This is a genomic window from Dyadobacter sp. HNCC25DJ187, assembly GCF_056895255.1.
In genome coordinates, this window is record NZ_JBXHAT010000004.1 from 149,090 (window position 1) to 173,140 (window position 24,051).

Below are 24,051 nucleotides of genomic sequence, written 5' to 3' on the forward strand. Positions count from 1 at the left end.
ATAAGAAAATCCCCTCACTGCAATCTGCAAATGAGGGGATTTTCTTATAGGTTATTATCAGTTAAAGATTATTCTCTTTTCCGAGCTTACTATTTTTCTTGCCGTATCCAAAGTAAATAGCAAATCCAATCGCAAGCCATACAGCCAGACGGTACCAGCTTTCGATAGGTAATGAATACATCAGATAGCAACAAACCACTATACCCATGATTGGAACGAATGGGACAAGTGGCGTACGGAATGAACGGTGAATATCAGGTCTCTTTACGCGCAACATCCATACACCCACACAAACCAGTGCAAAAGCGAACAGTGTTCCGATACTAACCATATGGCCTAAATCACTCACAGGAACAAGTCCGGCAAATATGCTCACAAATGCCATGAAGAACATGTTGGTTTTATAAGGAGTACTGAATTTAGGGTGAATCTGGCTAAAGAATTTTGGCAACAAGCCATCTTTACTCATAGAGTAGAATACACGGCTCTGACCTAAAAGCATTACCAGCATAACGGACGTATAACCTGCAAGAATTGCAACAATCAAACCAGTCTGGAGGCTGTCATAACCTGTTTTGGCAAATGCAGTTGCAGCAGGTTTGGCATCATTAGCAAACTCAGTATAGTTTACAAGCCCCGTCATTACGTGAGCAAAAAGAATATATAGAATTGTACAAATAACCAGCGAACCAAGAATACCTATCGGCATTCCTTTCTGAGGATTTTTAGCTTCCTGAGCAGCAGTTGATACCGCATCAAACCCAATGAAGGCAAAAAATACAACAGCCGCACCGGTTGCAATTCCACTCCATCCGAAGTTTTCGTAATTTCCTGTATTTTCAGGGATATAAGGAACATAATTTTGTGGATCGATATGGCTCCATCCCAAAGCGATGAACACCAATACTACCGCCACTTTTAATACTACTAAGAGGTTATTTAGGAAAGCTGATCCCTCTGTTCCTCTGATCAGGAGCAGGGATAATGCGCATACGATTAAGATTGCAGGAAGGTTTACGATACCATTGTCAATGATGGTACCATCGCTCAACTTCAAAACTTCAAAAGGAGAGCAAACTAGCTGAGCTGGCAAATGAATATCAAATTTACTTAAAAACTCGAGCAGGTAACGGGACCAACTCACAGATACGGTAGCCGCTCCCAGTGCATATTCAAGCACCAGATCCCACCCAATAATCCATGCCACAAATTCTCCCATTGTTGCATAAGAGTAAGTATAGGCACTACCTGCAATCGGGATCATAGACGCAAACTCAGCATAGCAAAGGCCTGCAAAACCACAACCAACCGCCGCCAGAATAAATGAAATGGTTACAGCTGGTCCCGAGTGCTCAGCAGCTGCGATACCTGTGAGTGAGAAAAGGCCAGCTCCGATGATGGCACCAATACCTAACGCAACAAGACTTGCAGATCCTAATGATCTTTTTAACTGATTTTCCTCTCCTGTAGATTCTTTTAATAATTTTTCAATAGGCTTCTTCAGCCAAAGTTGATTTGCCATAAAGTGTTCTTTATCGTAGTTATTTGACCATCGTACCTTAAAACTAAAATAAAATTTGCTAAGTATACGCTATAGCAGAATAAAAAAGGGGGAAAGTAAAGTACTTTCCCCCTATTATCCTCTATTTATTATGCTTTCAGTTTTTTACCGATGGCTGCAGGCTGAGCAACTTCTTCTGTCGCCATCTTAAGTGCTTCCCTTGCGCTATCTTTTTGCAGCAGGTCAACCACGATCGGTGCAGACACAAAAAGTGAAGAATATGTACCTACAATTACCCCAAGTAACATACAGAAAGTAAATCCGCGCAATACAACACCACCGAATATCATCAGTACAAGAAGTACAAGGATTACCGAAATACCGGTAACGGCCGTACGGCTCAATGTACTGTTCAGGGCATTGTTGATGACAGTCGAAAGACTTTCACCTTTACTTTTGTTTTCATTCATATAATCCCTGATACGGTCATATATTACAATGGTATCATTCATTGAGTAACCAATCATTGTTAGAATACCACCGATAAATGCCTGGTCAATATCCAATGAGAATGGTAACCATCCATTGAACAGCGAGTACACTGCCAGAAGGATAATTACATCGTGGAACAGAGATACAATTGCACCGTAACTAAATGCAAGTCTTCTGAATCGAATGAAAATATAAACGAAGTTGACAGCAAGGGCTAATAATACAGCATATACAGCTGAGATCATGGTATCAAACGCCATCGTCGGCCCCACTTTCGAATAGCTGACAATCGTTGCCGGATTGCCTTTCAACATGGCTGCTCCTTCAAGAATTTTCGCTTCCGCTTTTTTATCCGCATCAGGTGATGTATCCTCGATCAGATAAGGCGTAGTGATTTTTACCTGGTCAAAACCTCCGTAAGTTTTGATCTCAGTCGGAGCTCCTAAAACCTCATCCATTGCAGTACGAAGATCATCCGTTTCTACAGATTGCTCGAAACGAACGATGTAAGAACGTCCTCCTTTGAAGTCGATACCTAATCCAAAACCTTTAAAAATAAAGGAACCTATACCAATCACGATAACGATGGTAGAGATCACATAGAAACGACGACGCTGAGAGATAAAATCAAAGTTGTTATCCTTGAACCAGTTTTTAGTCAGCCCTGAATAGAACTTGAATACGTGACCCGCTTCGCTTTGTTTTTCAAGAATCAATCTTGTGATGAATACCGCTGTAAAGAAGGAAGTCACTAAACCGATCAACAGGGTAGTCGCAAAACCTAATACCAAACCAGTACCAAATACATAAAGAATAATACCTGTCAGGAAGGTAGTTACATTGGAGTCAATGATCGCTGAAAGAGAGTTTTTGAAACCATCTACTACTGCTTGCTTATAAGGCTTACCTTCTTCAATTTCAATTTTAATACCTTCATAAATAAGTACGTTCGCATCCACCGCAGTACCAATTGTCAACACAATACCCGCAATACCGGAAAGTGTCAATACCGCTCCCAAAGAAGCCATGATACCCAATAGGAAGAAAAGGTTGATAAAAAGTGCCAAATCGGCGATCCAACCGGCTTTGCTGTAATAAGCAACCATGAACACCAATACGATCACCAAACCTACTATTGAAGACCATACACCTTGTGAGATAGCTTCAGCACCCAGCGTAGAACCTACAACGGCTTCTTCAACAATATGTGTCGGAGCAGGAAGTTTACCTGCTTTCAACACATTCGACATATCTTTTGTCTCTTCTACAGTAAAGTTACCAGTGATACTTGAGTTACCATTTGGAATTTCGCCTTGTACAGTTGGAGCTGTATAAACGAGGTTGTCAATGATAATTGCAACCGGACGACCAATGCTTCTGGCAGTAAGTGTTTTCCATTTACGTGCACCTTCTCCGTTCATACGCATCGTTACTTCCGGACGACCACGATCATCGTAGTCATGATTTGCATCAACGATCACGTCACCTTCCATAGCAGCCTGACCGTTACTTTTCTTGATGAAGTATAGAGGCAAGATTAACTGGTTGTTTGCACCATCCATTCCTTTACGATCCCACATAAACACCAGGTCAGCAGGGAAGAAAGATCTTACCTCAGGACGAGCAAGAATTTCGTTCGCACGTGCTGTATCTTTCATATACACGCCCAAACCTTGTGGCATCGGAACAAACAGGTTTGTCAATGCTGCACTTTGAGCTGCAAGCGCAGACGAATCAGTTTGTGTAGAATCCGTACCTTTCTGTTCAAGTTGAGCAGCCAATCCGCTCAATCCTGTTTTCTTTGTTGTGTCTGTAGTAGCGGCAGCTGTAGTAGCAGGAGTTTTTGCGGATGCTTTTTCAATTTCCGCCTGCTTAGACAGATACCTTCCTAATTGATCCAATCCTGAAGCCAATTCATTGGTCAGGTATACTTCAGAGAATTCAAGTTTTGCAGCACCTGACAAAAGCCGACGTACACGCTCAGGGTTATCAACACCAGGAAGCTCAACAAGAATCTGGTTTTTACCTGGTAAACGCTGAATGTTCGGGTTGGTTACACCAAATTTATCTATACGAGCCTGCGTAATCTGCAATGCACGTTCGATAGAGCTATCCACCTCTGTGTTCAGCATTTTGATCACATCACTGTCCGAAGAAGTACTGTTGATCTTTCCACGGTTGGCACTATTTGCAAATACACTGGCTAGACTTGTATTCGGAGCAGCTTCTTTAAACGCTTTTACAAAAAGGTTGATAAAAGTACTATTGCTCGCTTTTTTGTCTTCACCTGCTTTTTTAAGCGCTTGCTGGAAAGCTGCACTACGTGCATTTCCTCCTGCCATTCCTTTCAGAATGTCTACCGGAGAAACTTCAAGTACTACGTGCATACCGCCCTGAAGGTCAAGACCGAGACTAAGCTCACGTTCCATTACCTCCTGAAGGGTTTGTCCCAGATATACATCTTCTCTCCACAGAGAATCAATGTAATGTTGCTTTTTGGAAACATCTACTTTGCCATCGGCACCGGTGGCGTAGGTTTCTGCCTTACCTTTAATATTACGCGAAACGAACGTAAAGGAAAGATAATACACACTGATAAGGGCGAGTACAAGGGTTAGCCCAATTACTCCATTTTTATTGGTCATCGGTATTATAAATTGATTGTTATTTACAAGAAATGGAAGCGTAAAAAACGCCTGATGTTATAGTGTTACCAGACAGTACTATTACTTTACTATCTAAAATATAACTTATAAACAGAAATGAAATACCCTAAGGATCAGGGAGCGTTGGTGACTATATAACGGCCAAAAATCCTGTTGAAGCAGGAAAGCAGATACGTAGTCTCGGTGTAAGTTATCTCGGAAACGACCTCTTTTAGTTCGTAACTCCAGATAGCGGAAGGAAGAAAATAAAAGTACTGATAAAAGTCGAATGAAATTGCGGGAGTAATTACCGCATTGAGGGAAAGTGAACTAACCTTCGCCTGATCTCCAACCGGAGCCTTGGCAGTATCCTCGTCGGCACTATCAGACAATAAAGTTTTGTCTGCTTTAAAAAACGTTTGCTCCGCATCCCAGGACCTTACACCAGCGACCATGAGAAGCATGGCTGCCATGAGTAAAGTAATTGCCTGATTTATAAAGCTTCTGGTTTCCACGTCTTTGTATTTCTTCTAACAAACCGCAAATTTTAACGTAAAATATTACAATCGCAAATATCAGGCACTTATTTTAATCTGCGACTATTTTTTGAGCCTTCCGTAGCGCCCCATTATTTCAAGTACTTTATCCTTAGGAAGCTCTTCTATCTTGCGCCCCTGAGTTCCTGAACTGGTTTTTGCCATCATCAAGGAATTGACGATAGCTTCTTCTGTTGCCTCCATGGCTGCCATAAAAAGTGGAGAGACATAATCGTTGTGCAGGTAAGTAGCACCAGAGGTAGGTTGAGGAGCTTCATGTAAGATCCGGTTCGCTGTGGAAAAGGCGATCACATAATCTCCACTTCCGTTCGCAGCTATACCACCCGTTTGCGCCATTCCAAGCATCACCCTTTTTGCAAGCCTTTTTAGGTTTCGGGCATCCAAAGGGGCATCCGTAGCCAGTACCATCATACAGGATCCATCTGATGATTTATCCAGCGATTCTTTGAAAGCATACTGCCCCAGTTCCGTCCCGATGGGAACACCATCGATTTTAAGTACACCTCCGAAATTACTTTGAACCAATATACCCACCGTATATCCTCCCAGTTTTTGAGGAAGTTTTCTTGAAGAAGTTCCGATTCCACCTTTCCATCCGAAGCAAACTGTGCCTGTTCCTGCTCCTACATTTCCTTCCTGTACTTCTCCGCCAACGGCCTGTGCAAGCGCATTCAATACATGTTCCTTTTTCACATACCTGCTTCTGATGTCGTTCAGATTTCCGTCATTGGTTTCTCCTACCACAGGATTAACAGATCGTACATTTTCATTCCCTGCCTGTCCAAGCGTCCAGTCAATCAGTGCATCGGAAGCAACAGGAACGCTTAGTGTATTAGTAAGTACGATCGGTGTTTCCAATGAACCAAGTTCTTCCACCTGCGAGTATCCGGCCAGCTTTCCAAATCCGTTACCAATGTAAATAGCTGCTGGTACTTTTTGCTGAAATATATTTCCCGAATGTGGCAGGATCGCAGTGACACCTGTACGGATATTATCGCCTTCCAGCAAGGTAATTTGTCCCACCTTCACTCCTTCTACATCCGTAATAGCGTTTAAAGCACCAGTTGGTAAGACACCAATTTTTATCCCCGATTCACGCGGGCGTTGCTGCGCCTGAGAAACCATTGTCAGACAAAGCAAAATCAATACAAAAAGCCTTTTCATAGAAGCAGGGAAAATATTTTAGCTCATATACGAAGAAACCACCCCTGAGATTGTAAGGGTGGTTCTATTTAATGTTTTTGGATTGTTCAGTCTTCTGGCCGGGCCTTGGCAGGATCAATGGTTGTTTCCATTCTGCTTACCGCGGAGGCACCGAAATAACCCAATGCCTTCACGCCCTTAGGATCTGCATTGATAACATTGGATCTGATATTCACAATAGGCGTTGCGAAAAGTCCACCGTTTGACGCTTGCTCACGCACCTGATTCAAAAAATTGAAAGCCTCCAGCGTAATACTGTGTAACTCTACTCCTACACTAGCTCCTGCAGAATACAGTGAATCAACCGTAATAGCCTGGCGAAGTGGCAAAATAAAGATCAGGCCATCGGAAGGCGCACCTGCGCTGAAAGCAGCGTCATAAGCAGTAGAAATATTAGTAGGTCTTGCCACAGTAGCTTTACCGCGTACCACTGGTTTGATCCAGTAGGTATCTCCAGGTCCGGTAAAGTCTCTCGCATAAAAAGAAGCAACAAATCCTTCCTGAGGACCTTTATCAGGCTTAAAAGGCAATTTCTCTTTTTGATAAACGATAGAATCTACACTAGGGACACGTTTAATCTGGTTTACAGCGGTAAAGACATCTGTCTGGTTTTGAATTTTCAAAGTATATGTTCGGCCAATATGCCCTAATGTATCCTTTGTTGTGCCCCATACATAATTCCCATCGTTAGCCAGATCCTTAAAAGTATAAACCGTACCCAGGTTATCCGTCACAGTTACCTCAGCTCCGGTTACAGGTTTAGGCTTGTTATTATCAAAATAAGCCCCCGACCAGCTTAGTTGTATAGATTGAGGACCAGGCTGATTGGTTATCCATCCATCTACAACCAATTGTGACGGCCCGGTTGCAGTTTGCAGATCAATTACATCTTCACATCCTGAAAGGCTCAGAACGGCTCCAAAAAGAAAAATACCTAAAAGGATGTGTCGCACTACAGATATATTTTTCATCATTTTAAAACTTAAAATTGTAGGTAATAGCAGGTATCATACTGCCAATCACAGAGTAACGAACAGCTTCTGCTCTAAGCGGATTGTCTTCATTTGCTCTGGTATAGACCGAGAACGGGTTGCGGCGATTGTACACATTGTATACCGAGAAAACCCATTCACCTTCTCCGGACCCGAATAACTTTCTTTTTGATTTCAAAGTAGCTGCCAGATCGAGACGGTGGTAAGCCGGAATGCGGTTGTTATTTCTTACACCATTGTAATTATTCCCAAGCTTCCAGCCTCCCCAGCCATAACCATTTGTAGGGAATGTTGCAGGTGTACCCGATGCAATGGTGAAGTTGGCTGACAACGAAAGTCTTTTCTTTAACTCATATATCGCTACAGTTGTGAAGTTATGTGGCTTATCAAACCGGGCAGGGAACCACTCATCATTATTGATGGTCCCAACAAGCCTTTCTGTTCTCGATAGCGTATAACTCATCCAGCCAGTGAGCTTTCCTTTATTCTTCTTCAGATAAAATTCAGCTCCGTATGCACGTCCTTTTCCTGTTAGCAGATCCCCTTCTACAAATGTGTTAAGCAGTAGTTCCGAACCAGGGACATAATCAATCTGATTATACAACTTCTTATAATATACCTCTACAGAAGCTTCGTAAGTATTTTCTTTGAAATTTTTGAACCATCCCAAAGCAACCTGATCTGCCTGTTCAGGAGCTATACGTGATGAACTGAGTGTCCATACATCCAAGGGGGAACTTGCGGCGGTATTGGACAGCAGGTGCAGATACTGGGCCGTACGATTGTAGCTTGCCTTGAGTGATGTGGTCGATGATAGTCCGAAATTCAAGGCAAAACGAGGTTCCCAATTGCCATACGATTTGATGACGTCGCCTTTACCATATGTTCTTCCCGGAATTACAGGAAATTCACGTTCTCCTTCCTTTACCTGTATGAAATCATACTCCGTACCAGGTCCCAGACTTCTGTAATAAGAGTATCTTATTCCGTACTGCAATGATAAGCGATCAGTTAACTTTTGTTCATTGCCTGCATACAGAGCCCATTCATCGCCATAGCGAGGATCCTGACTAATGTTCGTTTCTTCTCCTTCCGATATGGCAGTGGCCGTACCCGGACGGGAATTATAGCGGATATACTGGCCACCAAAGGTGATCTGATTATTGGGAGTAAGATAATATGTAAAATCAGGCTTAACACTCGTACTGATGATTTTGGATTTCCAGTCGAACTTATCTGCTGCTTTGTCGTCGTTTACGTTTTGCCCAAGTGAATAATCGTAATTGCTGTAAAAAGCAGTCAGATTCATAAACAGCTTACTTGAAAAAATGTGGTTCCAACGAGCAGTTGCTGTAGCATTACCCCACCCGAAAGCAAAATCTCCGCCACCAAATACATCTTTACCAAAATAACCTGATGCATAAAATGTATCCTTATCACCAAGCTGATAATTCACTTTTCCGGTAAGATCATAAAAGTAGAATTTCGAATCCCGCAGATCCTTATTCAAAAATGGCTTGGCGAGCACATCAATGTAAGAACGGCGACCTGCTACAATGAATGATCCTTTTCCTTCGGCAAAGGGCTGTTCATAGGTAAGCCGTGAAAAGATAGTCCCCAAACCTCCGTTAATTTCTCTCTTTTTAGAATTGCCTTCTTTCATTCTTACATCAAGAATAGAAGAAATACGTCCTCCGTATTGTGCCGGAATCCCTCCTTTAATTAATTTAACATCTTTCACTGCATCAGGATTGAATACGGAAAAGAAACCGAACAAATGGGATGAGTTATAAACAGGAGCTTCGTCCAGCAAAACCAGATTTTGAGATACATCACCTCCGCGCACGTTGAAACCGGAAGCACCCTCGCCTACTGTTGTTACGCCTGGTAGTAACTGAATACTTCTTACAAGATCAACCTCACCGAAAAGTGCCGGCATTTTTTTGATCGTTTTCATCTCCACCTTATTCACCGACATTTCAATCCCCTTCACATTTTCATCTTCCTTTTGGGTGGATATGGTAACTTCCGCCAGTTCATTGCTTTCATCCTGCATTTCAATGCTTACCGTTTTATCTGCATTCAGAGATACAGGTTTTGTTATTTTCTGATAGCCGATATAGGAATAAACAAGTGTATACTCCCCTGCAGGTAGTGTGATAGAATAAAATCCATAAGCATTGGTGACTACCCCTGTTTCAGCTTCCCGGACATAAACAGAGACGCCGATCAGTCCCTCGCCATTGGATGCATCCTTTACATAACCGCTTACAGTTTGCTTACCTTGTCCAAAGGATGTAAGACTGATACATAGCAGAAAAATACTCAGCCAGGTTTTCAATAAATTATTAATCATGACTCATTTTAGGTGGTGTGAAATTGACTTCTTCATTCCTTTGACAACTCAAAGAACGTATACCCTAAATAATTTTAGCTTAAACAGCTAACTATTCAACGTAAAGCACGTCATAAAAAGCCTTACCAGATCTTATTAAATGATAAAGCATCGAAAAATGGGAATGAGCGGAACCTTGCCGCCAAAGGATATGGCGAAAAATTATATGTTCCTGCCAGAAAGGGCATTTACCTCGCTGGAGTCAGCACAGGAATCCAATAGCTGGGTGAGCGATTTGTGCAGAACCGGATGAATAAGATCCGGAGCTATCTCGACGAGAGGAATGAGCGTGAATCTGCGTTCGTGCAAACGAGGATGGGGAACAGTCAGGCGGTCTGAGTTTAACACCATATCTTCATAAAAAAGAATGTCGATGTCGATCACACGTGCTCCCCAACGTTCATACCGAACACGGCCCAGTTCATGTTCAATATCCAAAATAAGTCTCAATACATCTTCCGGAGCGTAACTAGTCTGTATCACAAGTACCTGATTGAGAAACGAGGGCTGATCGGTGACACCCCAGGGTGCAGTCTCATATATACCGGATGTATGAAAAACAGAACCAATTCGCTCACTAATGTGATCAGAAGCAAGCGCTAATACACTCAGCCTGTCGCCCAGGTTAGAACCCAAAAGTAAATACACAACTTTGCCTGATTGTTCCATTAGCGGTTCATGAAGGGATACGAAAAAAAGGACTTCCCGATAGGAGAAGTCCTTTCCAATAAATTCGTAAATTTCTTAGAACGTAAGTGTTCCTTTTTCGTAAGATTTTTGAATAGTAGCTTCGATACCATTTTTGTTGATAGTGCGAAGTGCAGATGCTGCTACTTTAAGCGTAACCCATTCTCCAGTTGAAGGAAGGAAGAAACGCTTCTTCTGCAAATTCGGGAAGAATTTGCGTTTAGTTTTATTGTTAGCGTGGGAAACGTTATTTCCAACACGAGTTCTTTTACCTGATATTTGACAAACCTTAGCCATGACCTTACTATTTTTCCAAATGAGGGTGCAAATATGCGTACTATTTTTTTGAACCGCAAGTTTTACCTCAAAAAATTTTACAAAAAAGCTGATTACCACCGCATACGGAAGCCCACACCATGAATATTGTCTATTTTGATGTCAGTATCCTGAGACAAATATTTGCGTAACCTGGAGATAAATACATCCAGACTTCTGCCCATGAAGTAGTCGTTATCACCCCATATCGCTTTTAGCAAATCGTCACGTTTAATGACCTGATCAGGGCGATCGGTAAGGTATTTGAGCACTTCTGCTTCACGAAAAGTGAGTGTTTGAAGGTTTCCATCCAGTGATAAAGTCAATTTCTGAAAATCGAAAACATATCTTCCTATCCTATTGGAATCGGATTTTACAGGCGCAGATTGATCAGATTTACTTCTCCGTAAAAATACATCGATACGTAACCGCAACTCTTCAATACTGAAAGGTTTGGTCACGTAATCGTCTCCTCCGAGCTGGAGTCCTTTTATTTTATCTTCTACCAATGACCGCGCAGTAAGAAAAAGAATTGGCACCTGACTATCCGCTTTTCGGATATTTTCCGCCAGGGTAAAACCATCCATTTTAGGCAGCATCACATCCAGAACACAGATGTCAAAATGTTCTTTTCCAAAAATATCCAAAGCTTCCACACCGTCATGAGCGTGGACAATCTCATAATCGAACTGTTCCAGATTATCCTTTGTGGCAAAGGCCAGATTGGGATCATCCTCCACATATAGTATTTTCTTTTTCAATGCTTTATAGTGTATTTAAAAGTTCAACAATAATCAGACATTATCCGCAATCAATCTGGCGGAGGGAATCGTGATGGTAAAAGTGCTACCCTTGCCCAGCTCACTGTCCAGATTCAGTATCCAGCCATGAGCTCGCACGATCTGCTTCACATAACTCAGGCCTATCCCAAAACCCTTCACATTGTGTACGTCTCCGTAAGGTATTCTAAAAAACTGATTAAAGATCTTTTTTTGGAATTCCGGCGCTATTCCCATTCCCTGGTCCTGCACAGAAAGGACAAGATTATTATTTTTATTGACCACTTTTACAATCACATGTGGGTCACTGTTTGAATATTTTAAAGCGTTATCAATCAGATTGGTCAGCATACAACGAAAATGAAACGGATCTGCTTTTACAATACTGTTTGGTGCTTCTGTCACAACAGTTATCTTACCTTCAAAAGGCATCAGCACAGACGCGATCACATCATTCACATTGATAATCTCTTCATTTAATATCAGCGCGTTACGCTCTGCTTTTGCCATTGACAATACCATTTCAACCTGCCCCTGCAACCGGGATATTTCTTCTTGTACAATACGTACATATCGGTTGTGACGCTCGGGTTGCTGCACAATTGTTTCAGTATTCAATACATCGGCGGCAATACGTATGGTCGAGATAGGCGTTTGGAGCTCATGGGTCATGTTGTTGACAAAATCACGTTGTACCTCTGACAACTGTTTCTGCCGGAGAATAACAAAAAGAGCATACGCAAAAAATGAGACTGCCACGAGTACAAGTACTGATGACCAGATGGCTCCGTTGGTACTGCCTCCCAGATAGGTTACCTGTTCAGGAAATCTGACACCGAAGTAATAGGGATACTTATCCGTTTTGAACCAGCTGGATGTCGCCGTAGGAAATTTTTCATTGTTTTTTGTGCTGAGGGCCATCCCGTATCGCATACGATTGGTCGTGCAGTCATAAATCCCTACTTCAAAGTCTGTGATTAGCTTATGTTTTTGAAAACTGTCCTTGATAAAAAGTTCGAGCAGGTCAGGCTGCGTGGTGGCATTGGTATTCACTAAAAAATATTCTGGAGAAAGCTGTTCTACCGGATTGGTGGTCTGCATGACGCCATTCACTTGTGCCAGCTTAGAAGCAACATCCTGAAGTGCAATGTGCGCATTCTGATTGAACTGACGATGCCTTAGTTCAACGGCTTGTTTCACCCAGTATATCTGCGTGATCACCACACCGATAATAAGCAAAGCTGAAAAAATAGTAAGCAACTGAATCGTTCTACGCGACATCCGTGATTTAAATTGATGTTCGAGCCAAAATACTGTTTACAGCTCTTTTGTTTATGTGTTTTTAACGTAGATCACTACTGTAAAATTCGATCTTCTGATTATTTCTGTTGCTCAGTAGTGTGGTAAACGATCAGCCCTTCCATAGGTGCTTTCGTAATATTCCCGACACTTAGCCCATATTTATTTAAGGAAAGTATAAGGATATCTTTAAAAAAATAGGCTACAGATCCGGCAAAGTGCACTTTAAGTGTTTTTACTTCCGGATGTTTCAATACATACTTCTCAATAAAAAGATCAAAGCTTTTTGCAACCATTTCACTTAAAAACGGATGAGTAATATTTTGTCCTGTAAACTGCGTAAAAGCAGCGAAAAAACGATTGGGAAATGGTTGTTTATAAGCCTTATCTAGTACAAAAAGGCGGTCGATTTCCGGAAATGTAGCAGCAAAACGTATCTGTAAATCCTCAGGCAACTCATTCTGAAGGAAATGTACAACGAGTGTTTTTCCCAGATATGAACCACTTCCTTCGTCGCCCAGCCAAAAACCAAGCGAGCCAACCGATCGGATATTGTTTTTTCCATCATACAAAGCGTTATTCGCACCTGTGCCTAATATACAAGCCAACCCGGGCTTATTTCCGCACAAACTGCGCGATGCACCCAGCATATCCGAAGCAACTTCGATTTCATTCGTTTCAGCGAAACATTCAGACAATGCATCAGCTATTGGCCGGGATGACACTGCATCTGCGCAACCCGCTCCATAAAAATAGATTCGATCCACAGCACCGGAGATATGACTTGTTACCTCCTGTTCCAAAACCTTTAAAACTTCCTGCCTCGACTGATAGAAAGGATTTAACCCTGCAGACTGAAAATTGACCTTATTATCTCCGGATATATATGCCCAGTCGGTTTTTGTAGAGCCACTGTCAGCTATCAATAAACTATATACTGAACTCATATCATGCTATTTAATACCGAATAAATTAATACTTATCGGCAATGGTTAGTTTTCCTATTGCGTTAAATTTTTCAAATACCCGTTCGGTATGTGGTGCGTCACCCAGTTCCTTGGTCAGATCCTGCCCTGCCCAGTGCTCATAGTGATGTCCGTTTCTCCATAGTCGCGATGATGTTACATCATAAATAATGCCTTTATATGCGCACCATATTTCCTCCTTATCCTGCCCGTTTCGTAAAGCCAGTTGTGCTTTGGTGTATTCTCTCATCAAATATAAATTTTAGCCTGCAATTTAATCATTCAGCTTTTTGACTGAATTTTTATTTACTGATAGTGAATATTTTGAAAATAACAGCAAAAAGTATGAACTTGGCATCTTGTTAAGGAAAATTCTGATATTTATAATATGAAAAAACACTATGCATTTCTCTGCTGCCTGGCACTAAGCCTTACCCTTCTCTCAGCAGGGTGCAAGAAAAAAGTGAAACCACTTTCTGAGCGAATCGCAAAAGCATGGACAGCAGAAGCCGTTAAACATGGCACTACTTCCGTTTATGTACGTGGCGGATCTGGCAACTCTGTTCCTGGTTATTCGGCTTTCAGGCTCAACCTTACAGGTGCCTCCAATGCTGCTGTGTATACAGAATGGGATGGCAACACCTTTTCAGGAACATGGGAATTACAGGGAGATTCAAAACTGATTTTGAAAGGGTTGACACCCCAGCCTACAGGAACAGGAGGTGTGATAGAATTTACCATCGTTTCTATTGATGATACCAAGTTGGTAATTAAAAACGTTAATCCAAGCAAAAAAACAGGAGATACAATCAACGAATACACGCTTACAAACCCCTGATCTATATTATTTACAGTCAGGAACTAAAAGCATTTGAAATAACTTAAAAAACGGAGCCTTTTCCAGACGGAAAACGGCTCCGTTTTTTTGTGTAATTTTACATTATGGAAGCAAGAACAGAAATAAGCAGCTTAGGCGAATTCGGCCTCATAAAAAAAATTAATGAAGGATTTAAAACTTCCTTACCGGAAACCGTACGTGGTATCGGGGACGATGCAGCAGTTATAAATCTGGATACAAATTACGGATTGCTCACTACAGATATGCTCTTGGAGGGCGTCCATTTTGATCTTACATTTTTCCCGCTGAAGCATTTGGGATACAAAGCCATTGCAGTTAACGTGTCTGATATCGCAGCCATGAATGGGATTCCAAAGCAAGTTACTGTGAATTTAGCCTTGAGCAATCGCTTTTCCGTAGAAGCGGTTGACGAGTTATACGCAGGTATTCATGCGGCTTGCAAAGATTATAACATAGATCTGGTTGGAGGCGACACATCATCTTCAAGATCAGGACTTTTCATTTCTGTAAGTGTGTTCGGACAGGTAAAGAAGGATCTTATCACGTATCGTAATACGGCCAAGGCCAATGACATTCTATGTGTTACGGGCGATCTGGGAGGTGCTTATCTTGGATTACAACTATTAGAAAGAGAGAAACAAGTTTTTCTGGCAAATCCTAACATGCAGCCTGAACTGGAGGGAAATGATTATGTCATTCAACGTCAGCTTCGTCCTGAGGCTAGAATGGATGTGGTGTATGAGCTTGCAGAAGCAGGTGTACTCCCTACGGCCATGATTGATCTTTCTGACGGACTTGCTTCTGACCTGCTTCACCTTTGTGCACAATCGCAGGTAGGAGCTATTGTATATGAAGAAAGGCTTCCCATAGACGACCAAACTTTTCTGGCATCAACCGAACTGAATATCAGCCCGATTACGGCAGCTATGAATGGAGGCGAGGATTATGAGCTGCTGTTCACAATTCCTCAGGATGCATATGAACTGATTAAAAACAATCCCAAAATCACCGTCATTGGCTACGTGACTGATAATAAAGAAGAAGTTGTATTGCATACAAAAGGCGATAACAGAGTTCCAATTACCGCTCAGGGGTGGAGCTAAGGCATTTGGTATCTTGGTCAGAAGCTACATATAAATAAAATGAGGCTGGAGAGATCAACTCTTCAGCCTCATTTTATTTAACAGCTTATATACTTTACCGACTCAGGATCAATAACCTGGATTCTGGGCGAAAACTGAAACACCTTCAGTATTTTTAGCGCTACGGTCAATCTGTGTCTGAGGAATTGGGCGCAGTAAGTGTTGTGGTCCTACGTTGGCCGCAGCTTGCGGATTGTATTTTTTCACACGATCAACAAGATTTCCCCAGCGCTTTAAGTCCATCCACCTTGACTGTTCTCCTGCTAATTCTCTTGCACGTTCTTCTACCAGGAATTCAAATGTCATCTGCGATTGGGTAATTGCCATGGCCTCTTTTTTGCCAGCCCAACCTGCTCTTGCACGTACCATGTTGATCGCATCCGTCGCTTCTTTCACTTTACCGGCACCCAGCTGCGCTTCTGAAAGCATCAGATACGTTTCTGCCAAACGGAAAATGAAGTAATCACGGCTTCCTGCCTCATACGTCATATCCGGGCGTCTGGTATCGAAAAACTTACGCAAGGTCGGAAACAATGCTTCTGAGTATTTACTTGGTACCAGCACCTGGTATTTCTTCTTCGCTCTGTCTGCCTTTGACATTTCAAAACCAGGAATGAAGATAGCTGTATCTCCGGCTGCAAAAGTTACGCTGGCTTTGGAGTCATCGAACGCCGTGTTATAAGTACCGGGCTTATTAGCCAACCATGTATCCTTGAAAGTTTTCTTATAACGTGAATCGTTCACTCTTTCTCCAAAAACGACGTCCGTGCAGTAGGTCGTCGGACGAAGACGCTTGAATGGGCGACCGTTCAGGATATCACGTTGCATACCTGCCTGTACATCGTACTGCATTCCAAAAAACAAGTGCAGGTTATTTCCTCCATTGGTTGCGCCGGTATTGTTAGTCAGGTTCGTAAGCGGGTCAGATGTATACTGAGCTGCCCATACAATCTCTGTGTTTCTTTGATTTCCTTCATCAAATACACTTGCAAAGTCATCCTGTAACTTAAAGCTATACTTAGTTATGACGTTATTACACAGGTCTGCAGCTTTAGTAAAATCATCCGCTGCTTTCTGAGCCGAGTAGGCTTTCGCCAGGTATACTTTCGCCAATCCCATTTCAGCCACAGGCTTGATGATACGGCCGTATTGCGCAGATGTTACAGGCAAATCAGCAATGGCTTCCGTCATATCCTTGATTATGGCAGCATACATTTCTGCATCTGTAAACCTCTTGGTTTCTTTTGTTGCGAGCAAAGTTTCAGTCAGCCGTAAGTCCACTCCGCCATACTGCTGAAACAGGATGAAATAATAATGCGCACGCAAAAATTTCATTTCAGCAATACGTAACTTTTTGATATCATCTGCAACTCCCGAAACATTGGGCGCTCTATCGATAATGGCATTACAAGTATTGATACCGCGATAAAACTCATCCCACAGAATAGCCAGGTAGTCTACCGTCGGGTTCATTTGAGTATCATAAAAATGGAACCCTTTGTATCCACCGTCTGCTCCGGTTGCATAAATATCAGTCCCGAACTCAGTCATCGTCAAACCCAGCTGGGTGGCATAGTAAATACGAAGCGCAGAATAAGCTGAATTTACACCATCTTCAAATCCTTTGGGCGTATTGAGGTAATTGGTATCAATTCCTGATATTACTTCTTCATCCAGCAAATGATTACACGCCTGCCCGGAAAGCATCAATGCAGCTAAAGCCACAATTTTGGCCGGTTTTGTTATTATATATTTGAAATTCATGTCTTGTAAAATTAGTAGTTATGACTTGCTTCTTTTCAAAAAGCTGTCTCAGAATTTAACGTTTAACCCAAATGTCCAGATTTTAGTAGCCGGTGTAATACCGTTATTAACAGCTGTTCCATCCGTTTCAGGATCAACACCGTTGTATTTTGAAATGAAACTTGACCAGATTTTCGGCTGTTGAATACTTGTAAATATTCTTAAAGATTCCAGGCCCAGTTTGCTTGTTAAGCGGTTTGGAAAAGTATAACCCGCATTAATGTTACGAAGTTTAATAAAAGAACCATCAAAGTAGATAAGGGTTCTGTTATATTGAGGGAACTCCTGACTGCTGAATGGTCTCGGAAATTGTGCATCCGGATTGTCCGGTGTCCAGTAGTCAACTTTAATTTGTTGATATCTACCAGCTAAAGCATTATTATCCTGATGGAAACCACTGATAATAGTTTGCCCGAAACGGCCGAACAAGAAGAAAGACAAGTCAAATCCTTTGTAGGAAAAACGGTTGGTCAATCCCATACTGAAATCTGGTACATCCGATCCTAGTAAAACACGGTCATCTGCATTAATGACCCCATCACCGTTTGTATCCTGCACTTTCACTTGTCCTACGCCTGCTCCCAATGCATTGTTCTGATCACCAGGATAGAACTTTTTAGCTTGTTCAGCTTCGCTTATCTGCCAGATTCCTTCTTTTTTATAGTCAAAGAATGAATTTAAAGGCTGACCGATGAACCACCTGTTTCCTACATCATCTACTTTTCCGTTATAAAGAGAAACAATTGCTTCTGTATTTTTAGTAAACTGAAAATCAGTGCTCCATTTAAAACCATCCTTTGTATTCAAGTTGGTGGTAGTAACACCCAATTCAATCCCTCTGTTTCTGGTCTCACCTACGTTACGCGTCACTGCACTGAAGCCAATAGACCCAGGAAGCTGATCAGATAGCAGTAGATCAGTTGTATTTGTTTGATACACTTCAAGAGAACCCTGAACACGACCTGCTAAGAGACTAAAATCGACACCCACATTAGTAGAAGCAGAACTCTCCCAGCGCAGATCAGGGTTTCCGATAGAACCTGGTCTGTAACCAAATGCTCCAGTGTTATCCCATGCATACACAGTTCTGGTAAGCAATCCCTGGGTTTGATAAGGTGCCACACCCTGGTTACCTACTTTACCCCAACCAGCTCTTAATTTTAACAGATCCAGCCATGGCGTGCTCTTCAGGAAAGGTTCATTGCTAATGTTCCAGCCCACCGCTACGCCAGGAAAGTTACCCCATTTGGTATTTTCTCCAAACCGGCTTGAACCATCACGACGTAATGTCAACGTGATCAGATATTTGTCATTAAAGTCGTAGTTAAGACGCCCAAGAAAAGAATTGATTGTCCATTCGCTTAAACCACTTACTGTTTGCAGGATTGAACTTGCATTTCCCATGTTGTAAAACTGCTGTTTTTCAACAGGTACACCCTGAACATTGGTACCGAAATTTTCAAATCGATCACGCTGGATAGACTGAACCAGAGTTACACCCAGGTTATGCTTGTTGTTGAACGTTTTATTGTAACTAAGGATATTTTCAACAGTCCAGTTGAAACCGAAACGATTGAGATTACTAGCCTGCGCATCTCCACCTTTACGGGCATTGGTTTGCGCACCGATAAATCTACCCCAACGTGTTACAGTGATATCCGGCCCGAAATTAACACGGTATTTTAAACCGTCCAGAATTTGTACTTCAGCATAAATACTATTGAAGATCCGATACTTCTTGGTGTTATCCACCTGAGCGCCGTCAACAATTTCTGCCAATGGATTGGTCAGAAGGGCATCGTTTGTCGGAGCGAAGTTGATACTTCCGTCTTCTTTGTAAGGTGCTCCAAGTGGATTTTGATTGATTGTGAAACTGTAAGGATTCAGGTTTTCCCCGTTTCTGTTACTGTACATCAGGTAAGAAGATATCCCCACTTTCAGCCTTTTATTGATACTATGATCAATATTGGTTCTGACTGATGTTCTGGTAAAATCAAGTCCCTTCGTGATACCTTTATCTTGAAATACTCCGGCAGAAACATAAAACTGTGTTCTCTCATTTCCTCCCTGAACACCAAGTGTATGGTTTTGTTGGAATCCTTTCCTTAAAATAAGATCTTGGTAATCAGTACTACGTCCTGCCTTAATTCCAGCTTTTACATTGGGATCGCCACCCAATACCGCAATCTTAGCATCGGCAATTGAGTCAGATTTGTTGGAAGGTACATAAACACCATTTGCATCCGTATAGATTATCTGCCCCTGACTATTTTTGGTTGATCGATACGCTTCTCTTACATATTCAGCAAATTCTGGACCACTAAATAACTCCAATTTATTCAGCGCCTGCGACTGGCCAAAGTAGGTATCGTAAGTAACTGTCGTTTTCCCTTTTGCCCCACCGCGCTTGGTAGTTACCAGCACCACACCATTCGCACCACGTGCTCCATAAATCGCAGTTGCAGTCGCATCTTTCAATACTTCCATCGACTGAATATCGTTGGGATTGATGTCTTCATAACCTGCAGATAATGGTATGCCGTCCACTACATACAGAGGATCATTTCCAGCATTGAAAGAACGGCGTCCACGAATAAGGATTTTCGGTGCAGCCCCTGGCTTTGAGCCCGACTGACTCACATCCACACCTGCCGTACGTCCCTGCAAAGCCTGCCCCAGATTGGTGATGGGCATTTCAGTAATTTCTTTTGCGGAAACTGATGAAATAGCACCGGTAGTCTGACTTTTCTTTTGCGTTCCGTAACCTACCACAACAACCTCGCTCAACGCCTTCATATCACTCACCAGAGAAATAGAAAAAGTTGATTGATTACCTACAACTACTTCCTGTGTTACAAAACCTACTGCAGAAAACACCAAAACGGACCGGTCATCCGTGATATCAATTTTAAACTTTCCATCAGCGTCAGAGTTCGTACCCGACCGTGTTCCCTTTAATACTATCGAAACTCCCGGAACTGCAGTGTTGTCTTCTGCAGACAAGATTGTTCCGTTAACAGTTCTGTCTACCATACGATCCTCTACTGATGAGAAGGATTTAGCATGTACAACGCTATTCAAACCCAGAGCCCCCATAAGAGCTAGACCGAGCAGATAACGACTAATACTGGTAAAGTTTTGTTTCATACTTGTTACTGATTTTTTAATTAAAAGCTGTATTCTAAAACTAATAGAGATGACTTTGTGTAAGTAAAAATATTCAAAATAAAGTTGATATAATCACAATTACATTTGTAACTGAAAATTTTTGTTCGGATACTTCAACCGATTGCATAAAATGCCGTTCTACTAAGAAGTTTGATGAAAGAAAGAATTGTGATAAAGCAGGAATTACAAAAAATAATAATATTATCCTATTTGTAAACCCATCCTGATTTATGTATTTATCAAGAAATAATAAAACAATTGCTAATATTTATTTATGCAACCGTTGTCGGGAACGTTTGCATAAACTAACATTAAAGAAGTATTAAAAGGAAATAAGAAAATGGATAAAAAAGTAACCATTAGTAACATAACTATCCACCCTAGGTCATATATAACTTTACCAAGATCAGAAGAGCATTGACAAGAAAAGAGAAATTAAATAACTTACCAGTCACAAATTGATCAGGCTTATAAATAGCAAGTTATAATTGTATTAAGTACACTTAATGATGACGTTAGGCTTTACCCCATTCTTTCACTTTATCCAGAATCAGGTTTTGCAAGAACAATGTTTGTTTACCACCAATACCATTACTCACGAAATGATTGCCAATCTGCACAATGGGCATGATCAGTTTTGTAGTACTTGTAGTGAAAACCTCATCTGCGGCCATTAATTCGTCGTATGACAACGTACGTATCTGAACGTCAAAAAAAGGCTGAGCGAGTTCTATCGTCAATTTTCGGGTGATACCTTCTAAAACGTTATTATCAGGTGTAATCAGTACATTATCTTTAAAGATGAAAACATTGCTTCTTGTAAGTTCACTGACTTCTCCATTTTTGTGGAACAGTAAATCAGCAGCTTGTTGCTCCTTCAATTCATCCGCCATCAGAACCATATGTACATAATTGGTACTTTTTACATGGGGCAAGTCGCGTACATATTCGTAAGGAAGCACTTTTATACCTTTCAGCCTTCCCTCCGGATTATCCTGTGGTAATACCTCGGTACGAATCAGGAAATTAGGTTCTACCACATGAACCCCGTCAGGAGCATATCCGCCCGTAAGTACAAAACGGAATGCAACTTCCTGTTCCCCGGTTCTGGCATGTAGTTCAGCCAGTATTCTCTCTGCACTTTCTTTGCTGACCGGGATATTCAGCTTCAAAAAGTTTGCAGAATTTTCAAACCTTTTCCAATAGTCATTCCATCTAAATGGTACGCCATTATATGTCCTGAAAAAATCAAATAAACCATATCCCCTCAGCATTCCAAGATCATTTGTTTTAAAAACTGCAGTATCTATCGGACTGATTTCTCCGTTGAAGTATTGGTAGAAGCACATGGTTTAACATTTGGTGATGGTATAGCAAAGATATTAAAAATGACATGCTACGAACCTGTTAGCAGTAATTTGCATTAAGATACTAGTAAGGTTTTCGTGCTTTTTGAGATTTTTGCTACTATTTAGCTACTTTGCAAAGATGCCCGAAACCGATTAAGGTTACTCATTGATGATCCAGTCAGCTTTGTAATTAATGAGGGCTGAGAAATTAAGACAAATGATACAAACAGAACAGTTACTCCAAACCCTGCACAAAGAATTTGACAACAGCTCTTACGGCGTGCATCCTGATGAATTGTATGAACCCATCAGGTACATTATGGCACTTAATGGCAAACGTTTCAGGCCGCTGCTAACGCTGCTGGGTGCTGCACTGTACAAGGACGATCTGACAAAAGCTATGAAGCCTGCGATGGCCGTGGAAATATTTCACAATTTCACACTGATGCACGACGATATCATGGACAAAGCTCCGCTTCGTCGTGGAAAACCTACAGTGCATGAAAAGTGGAATGCGAATACCGCGATTCTTTCCGGAGATGTGATGCTGATTCGGGCATACGACCATCTTCTGGATATTGAACCTGAACAACTGCGTAATGTACTTGCTCGTTTCAATCAGACAGCCGCTGAGGTGTGCGAAGGTCAGCAACTGGATATGAACTTTGAAACCAGGTGGGATGTAACAGAAAAAGAGTATCTGGAAATGATACGCCTGAAAACATCTGTATTACTCGGTTTTGCGCTGGAATTAGGTGCCATTCTGGGAGGTGCAGGCCCTGAAGCTGCAAGTTTATTGTATGAGGCGGGGGAGAGTATGGGAATCGGTTTTCAGCTCAAAGATGATCTGTTGGACGTATATGGAGATCCTGAAAAGTTTGGCAAGCAGGTAGGTGGAGACATCATTTCAAATAAGAAGACATTTTTGCTGATTGAAGCTTTATCAAAAGCTGAAGGTGATATTAAAGCAGAACTGAACGATTGGATCTCGAAGAAAACATTTGATAAGTCCGAAAAAGTTGAGGCTGTGCGTAAGATTTATGACCATCTCCAGATCAGAGAAATTACAGAACAAAAAATAAATGATTATTTTAATCGTGGTTTTGAAAGTCTGGAAAAATTGAACGTTTCATCTGAACGTAAAGAGCCGCTACTTCAATTTGTTCATCATCTTGTAAACCGTGAGCAATAGCCATTCACAAATTTTTAACATTAACTATTTAAGATGTCAATAACCCTAATTCTCGTCATCATTACATCCGGGATCAGCTATTATGCTTTTAACAACTATAGCCTGATGGATAAAATGATCCTGAACCCTTATAAAGTAACCAAGAGGAATGAATACTACCGATTTATCACTTCCGGCTTTGTTCATGCCGATTTCGGTCACCTGATTTTCAACATGCTTAGTTTGTGGTTTGTAGGAGAAGGAATTGAGAGGCTTTTCAGTATGCTGTTTGGTGCAAGCGGGACTTTTTACTATTTATTTTTATACATCGTAGGAATTATTGTTTCTGACATTCCCACGTATCTGAAACATAGAAACAACGCTAACTATAACTCCTTAGGTGCATCCGGAGGCGTATCAGCTGTATTGTTTGCAGCATTACTTTTTGCACCGTTAATGGATATATGTCTCTACTTCTTTATATGTATGCCAGGATTTATTTTTGGTATATTGTTCCTTGGCTATTCCTTTTACGAAGGCAGAAGAGGCAGGAGTTATGTAAATCACAGTGCACACATGTATGGAGCCATATTCGGAATGGTTTTTATGGCCGTCGTTTATCCTGCAGCTGTCCCTAATTTCTTCTCACAGATTCTGAGCTGGAGATTGTTCTGATCAAAATTAAAGGCCAGGTCACGGACAGATTATGTCGCCCGACCCGGCCTTTTT

19 protein-coding genes are annotated in these 24,051 nt (G+C 41.6%); 4 read left to right on the forward strand and 15 right to left on the reverse strand.

Annotation, left to right across the window (positions count from 1 at the left end; all coding sequences use genetic code 11):
• Nucleotides 1-61 precede the first annotated feature (61 nt).
• The 12 genes from AC1XUE_RS24075 to AC1XUE_RS24130 all read right to left on the reverse strand — a co-directional run bounded on the left by AC1XUE_RS24075 (nt 62) and on the right by AC1XUE_RS24130 (nt 14,080).
• Nucleotides 62-1,522: an amino acid permease gene (locus AC1XUE_RS24075; RefSeq protein WP_483358546.1), complete on the reverse strand. Its 1,461-nt coding sequence runs from the start codon at nt 1,520-1,522 to the stop codon at nt 62-64.
• A gap of 128 nt (nt 1,523-1,650) precedes the next feature.
• Entirely contained in the window at nt 1,651-4,638 is a 2,988-nt protein-coding gene (secDF, locus tag AC1XUE_RS24080) for a protein translocase subunit SecDF (RefSeq protein ID WP_483358547.1), read from the reverse strand.
• Nucleotides 4,639-4,772: 134 nt separating this feature from the next.
• The gene (locus AC1XUE_RS24085; RefSeq protein WP_483358548.1) at nt 4,773-5,153 is read right to left on the reverse strand and encodes a hypothetical protein; all 381 of its coding nucleotides are present in this window, start codon (nt 5,151-5,153) and stop codon (nt 4,773-4,775) included.
• Between the two features lie 84 nt (nt 5,154-5,237).
• Nucleotides 5,238-6,359: a DmpA family aminopeptidase gene (locus AC1XUE_RS24090; RefSeq protein ID WP_483358549.1), complete on the reverse strand. Its 1,122-nt coding sequence runs from the start codon at nt 6,357-6,359 to the stop codon at nt 5,238-5,240.
• Between the two features lie 86 nt (nt 6,360-6,445).
• Nucleotides 6,446-7,372: a DUF4249 domain-containing protein gene (locus AC1XUE_RS24095; protein WP_483358550.1), complete on the reverse strand. Its 927-nt coding sequence runs from the start codon at nt 7,370-7,372 to the stop codon at nt 6,446-6,448.
• Between the two features lies 1 nt (nt 7,373).
• Nucleotides 7,374-9,746, reverse strand: coding sequence for a TonB-dependent receptor (locus AC1XUE_RS24100; RefSeq protein ID WP_483358551.1), 2,373 nt, complete (start codon nt 9,744-9,746; stop codon nt 7,374-7,376).
• Nucleotides 9,747-9,947: 201 nt separating this feature from the next.
• Nucleotides 9,948-10,454, reverse strand: a complete 507-nt coding sequence (folK, locus tag AC1XUE_RS24105; protein WP_483358552.1) for a 2-amino-4-hydroxy-6-hydroxymethyldihydropteridine diphosphokinase — start codon at nt 10,452-10,454, stop codon at nt 9,948-9,950.
• Between the two features lie 75 nt (nt 10,455-10,529).
• The gene (gene rpmB, locus AC1XUE_RS24110) at nt 10,530-10,769 is read right to left on the reverse strand and encodes a 50S ribosomal protein L28 (protein WP_115832730.1); all 240 of its coding nucleotides are present in this window, start codon (nt 10,767-10,769) and stop codon (nt 10,530-10,532) included.
• 92 nt (nt 10,770-10,861) lie between these two features.
• Entirely contained in the window at nt 10,862-11,548 is a 687-nt protein-coding gene (locus AC1XUE_RS24115; protein ID WP_483358553.1) for a response regulator transcription factor, read from the reverse strand.
• Nucleotides 11,549-11,581: 33 nt separating this feature from the next.
• On the reverse strand, nt 11,582-12,847 hold the full coding sequence (locus tag AC1XUE_RS24120; protein WP_483358554.1) for a sensor histidine kinase: 1,266 nt from the start codon (nt 12,845-12,847) through the stop codon (nt 11,582-11,584).
• 98 nt (nt 12,848-12,945) lie between these two features.
• Entirely contained in the window at nt 12,946-13,812 is an 867-nt protein-coding gene (locus AC1XUE_RS24125; RefSeq protein ID WP_483358555.1) for an N-acetylglucosamine kinase, read from the reverse strand.
• Between the two features lie 25 nt (nt 13,813-13,837).
• Entirely contained in the window at nt 13,838-14,080 is a 243-nt protein-coding gene (locus AC1XUE_RS24130) for a cytochrome b5 domain-containing protein (protein ID WP_483358556.1), read from the reverse strand.
• Nucleotides 14,081-14,218: 138 nt separating this feature from the next.
• Here AC1XUE_RS24130 and AC1XUE_RS24135 point away from each other — a divergent pair, with 138 nt between their 5' ends.
• On the forward strand, nt 14,219-14,668 hold the full coding sequence (locus tag AC1XUE_RS24135; protein WP_483358557.1) for a hypothetical protein: 450 nt from the start codon (nt 14,219-14,221) through the stop codon (nt 14,666-14,668).
• Between the two features lie 104 nt (nt 14,669-14,772).
• Nucleotides 14,773-15,792 (forward strand): thiamine-phosphate kinase, encoded by a 1,020-nt coding sequence (gene thiL / locus AC1XUE_RS24140; protein ID WP_483358558.1) that lies wholly within the window; start codon nt 14,773-14,775, stop codon nt 15,790-15,792.
• Nucleotides 15,793-15,900: 108 nt separating this feature from the next.
• Here the strand turns inward: thiL and AC1XUE_RS24145 are convergent, their stop codons facing one another.
• From AC1XUE_RS24145 to AC1XUE_RS24155, 3 genes are all read right to left on the reverse strand, one after another.
• Nucleotides 15,901-17,595 (reverse strand): RagB/SusD family nutrient uptake outer membrane protein, encoded by a 1,695-nt coding sequence (locus tag AC1XUE_RS24145; protein WP_483358559.1) that lies wholly within the window; start codon nt 17,593-17,595, stop codon nt 15,901-15,903.
• A 48-nt stretch (nt 17,596-17,643) separates the two neighbouring features.
• Nucleotides 17,644-20,667, reverse strand: a complete 3,024-nt coding sequence (locus AC1XUE_RS24150) for a SusC/RagA family TonB-linked outer membrane protein (protein WP_483358628.1) — start codon at nt 20,665-20,667, stop codon at nt 17,644-17,646.
• Nucleotides 20,668-21,317: 650 nt separating this feature from the next.
• Nucleotides 21,318-22,151 carry an aminotransferase class IV gene (locus AC1XUE_RS24155; RefSeq protein WP_483358560.1) on the reverse strand — a complete coding sequence of 278 codons (834 nt, stop codon included), beginning with the start codon at nt 22,149-22,151 and terminating at the stop codon, nt 21,318-21,320.
• A gap of 217 nt (nt 22,152-22,368) precedes the next feature.
• Here AC1XUE_RS24155 and AC1XUE_RS24160 point away from each other — a divergent pair, with 217 nt between their 5' ends.
• A complete protein-coding gene (locus AC1XUE_RS24160) occupies nt 22,369-23,343 on the forward strand; it encodes a polyprenyl synthetase family protein (protein WP_483358561.1) in 975 nt (324 codons plus the stop codon).
• A gap of 33 nt (nt 23,344-23,376) precedes the next feature.
• On the forward strand, nt 23,377-23,997 hold the full coding sequence (locus AC1XUE_RS24165) for a rhomboid family intramembrane serine protease (RefSeq protein ID WP_483358562.1): 621 nt from the start codon (nt 23,377-23,379) through the stop codon (nt 23,995-23,997).
• The last annotated feature ends 54 nt before the right edge of the window (nt 23,998-24,051 follow it).